Annotated in this window: 1 protein-coding gene; it reads left to right on the top strand. The window is 73.7% G+C overall.

Annotated elements, in window-relative coordinates; all coding sequences use genetic code 11:
- Positions 1-3,554: SDR family NAD(P)-dependent oxidoreductase (locus tag BIV23_RS44830; protein ID WP_143079270.1), on the top strand; the 3,554-nt coding region annotated here is incomplete at both ends.

A 3,554-nucleotide genomic window follows, 5' to 3' on the forward strand; every position in this document is an offset into this window, starting at 1 on the left:
TACGCCTTCCAGCGACAGCACTACTGGATCGAGCCGACGACACCCGGCAACGCGGCACGAGAGCGCTCGAAGGGCGAGGACGAGCTGTGGCAGGCCGTCGGCAGCGGCGCGGCCGAACGGGTGGGCGCCCTGCTCGGAGTGAGCGACACCGGCACCGTCGCCGCCCTGCTCCCGCACCTCGCGCAGTGGCGCGAACGGCAGGACCGCGCGGCCGAGTTCGGGGACTGGGGGTACGAGGAGACCTGGCAGCCGTCCGCCACGCCGCGCACGGCCGCCGCCCTCCGCGGCCACTGGCTGCTCGTCGCCCCCGAGACGGGGAACGCCCTCGCCGAGCGGATCGCGGAAACACTGACCGACGCGGGTGCCCACGTCCACCGGCTGCCGGCCGACGGCGACCGGGCCACCACTGCCGCGCGGCTCGGGGGCCTTGCCCCGCTGCTCGGAAGCGAGGAGCTCGGCGGCGTCGTCTCCCTCACCGGCACCGACACCCGGCCGCACCACGAGCACCCCGCCGTGACCACGGGCGCCGCCCACAGCCTCACCCTCGTCCAGGCGCTCTCCGACGCCGCCGTACGCGCACCGCTGTGGTTCCTCACCCAGGGCGCCGTGCAGGCCCAGGACACCGACCCCGCTCCCGACCCCGACCAGGCCCTGGTGTGGGGACTCGGCCACGTCGTCGCCGTCGAGCACGCCCATCGCTGGGGCGGCCTCGCCGACCTGCCCGCCGAGCCGGACACGGACGTACTGCGTCAACTGCTCGCCACACTCGCCGCGCACGGAACCGCCGGCGCCGAGGAGCACGTCGCACTGCGTCCCGCCGTACGCATGGCCCGCCGGCTCCACCGGAGGCCGGTCACCGCCGCCGCGCCCTGGACGCCGCGCGGAACCGTCCTGATCACCGGAGGCAGCGGCGCCCTCGCCGCGCACCTGGCCCACCGCCTCGCCGAACGCGGCGCCGAACACCTCGTGCTCGTCTCACGGCGCGGCCCGGATGCCGACGGCGCGGCCGAACTCGCCTCCGCCGTCGAAGCCCTGGGCACCCGTGTCACGGTCGTCGGCTGCGACCTCACCGACCGCGACCGGACCGCCGAACTGCTGGCCGCCCTCGACCGGGACCCGGCGCCGCTGCGCGCCGTCGTGCACACCGCCGGCGTCCTCGACGACCGGCTCCTCGACGGACTCGACACCGCGGCCCTCGCCGCCGCCGTCGCGCCCAAGCTCACCGCGGCGACCCTGCTGCACGAGCTCACCCGCGACCGGGACCTCGACGCCTTCGTCCTGTACACGTCCGTCGTGGGAGTCCTGGGCAACGCGGGCCAGGCCAACTACGCGATGGCCAATGCCGGGTTGGACGCCCTCGCCGCACGACGCAGGGCCGAGGGCCTGCCCGCCGTGAGCATCGGCTGGGGGCCCTGGGCCGACGGCGGAATGACCCACGGCGCCGCCGAGGCACAGCTTCGCCGCGCAGGGCTCGAACCGATGCCGCCCGCACAGGCCCTGGACGCCCTCGACGCCGCCCTCGAACACGGCGGTACGAGCGTGATCGCCAAGGTGGACTGGACCCGCGCGGCCGTTGCCCACGCGGCGGGCCGGGGCCGTACCCTCCTGCGCGACATCCCCGAGGCACGCACCGTGCTCGAGGCTGCCCCCACGACGGGCGGTGAGGCGCTGAGCGCGGCGCTGCGCGACATGCCCGACGAAGCACGGGAGAACCATCTGCGCGCCCTGGTCGCGGCCGAAGTGGCAGCGGTCCTCGGTGTCGCGGACCCCCGGTCGATCGACCCCGAACGGGGGTTCAGGGACCTGGGCTTCGACTCGATGACGGCGGGCGAGCTCAGCGACCGGGTACACCGCCGCACCGGCGTGATCACACCCAAGACGCTGATCTTCGACCACCCGAACCTCGCGGCCGCCACGCGATGGCTGCTCGGCGAACTCGCCCCCGCCCAGGGCCGGGCCGCCGCTCCGGCCCGAGCCGCCGCACGGCGCACCGAGGAGCCGCTCGCCATCGTCGGCGTCGGTCTGCGCATGCCCGGCGACGCCCACGACCTGGACAGCCTCTGGGACGTCCTCGCCGAGGGCCGGGACACCGTGACCGAAGTCCCCGCCGACCGCTTCGACATCGACGCCTACTACGACGCCGATCCGGACGCGGAGGGCAAGACGTACGCCCGCCACGCCTCCTTCCTCGACGACGTCGCCCACTTCGACGCGGCCTTCTTCGGCATCAGCCCCCGCGAGGCCGAGCCGATGGACCCACAGCACCGGCTGCTGCTCGAAGCCGCCTGGAACTCCCTCGAGAACGCGGGCATCCGTCCGCGTGATCTGCGCGACTCACGCACCGGCGTCTTCGTCGGCGCGGGCACCGGCGAATACGGGAAGCACCGTCACGGCACGACCCCCGACACGTACAGCCTGACCGGCACACTGTCCAGCTTCAACGCCGGCCGCCTCTCGTACCACCTCGGACTGCAGGGCCCGGCCCTCTCCGTCGACACCGCGTGCTCCTCGTCCCTGGTGGCACTCCACCTGGCGTGCGAGGCACTGCGCAACGACGAGTGCGAACTCGCGCTGGCGGGCGGCGTCCAAGTCCTCGCCGACCCGGGCGCGTTCGTGGCACTGAGCCGCTCGCACGCGCTGTCCCCGGACGGCCGCAGCAAGACCTTCTCGGCCGAGGCGGACGGTTACGGGCGCGGCGAGGGAGTCGGTGTCATCGCCGTCATGCGACTGTCCGACGCGCTCGCACAGGACCGCACCGTCCTCGGCGTCGTCAGGGCTACCGCCATCAACCACGACGGCGCCAGCAGCGGCATCACCGCGCCCAACGGCACGTCCCAGCAGAAGGTGATCCGCGCCGCCCTTGACTCCGCGGGCCTCTCCCCGGCGGACGTCGACTACGTCGAGTGCCATGGCACGGGTACGTCCCTGGGCGACCCGATCGAGGTGCAGGCGCTCGCCGCCGTGTACGGCGAGGGCCGCGAGCCGGGGCGCGAACTCGCTCTCGGCACCGCCAAGAGTGTCATCGGGCACCTGGAGTCGGCCGCCGGCATCGCCGGAGTCTGCAAGGTCCTGGCCTCCTTCCAGCACGAAGCGCTCCCCGCGACGCTCCACAGTTCACCGCGCAACCCGAACGTGGCCTGGGACGACCTGCCGGTCCGGGTCGTGGACGCGCCCGAGCCGTGGGTGCGGGAGGGTGCGCGTGTGCGGCGTGCGGGTGTGTCGTCGTTCGGTCTGAGTGGGACGAATGCGCATGTGGTGCTGGAGGAGGCGCCTGCGGTTGAGGCTGCCGTGGTCGAGACTGCGGATGGGCCGGTGGTTCCTGGTGGTGTGTTCCCGGTGGTGGTCTCCGGTCAGTCCGAGGAGGCGTTGCGGGCGCAGGCGGGTCGTTGGGCGGGCTGGCTGGCGGAGCGTCCGGATGTTCGGCTCGCGGATGTGGCGGTGACGGCGGCTCGTCATCGTACGCATTTCGAGTCGCGGGCGAGTGTGGTGGCCGCGGATGTGGCTGGGCTTGTGGGTGCGTTGGAGGTGGTTGCTGCTGGTGGTTCGCATGATGC

This window comes from Streptomyces monashensis, from assembly GCF_001866665.1.
GTDB classification, from domain to species: Bacteria; Actinomycetota; Actinomycetes; order Streptomycetales; family Streptomycetaceae; genus Streptomyces; species Streptomyces monashensis.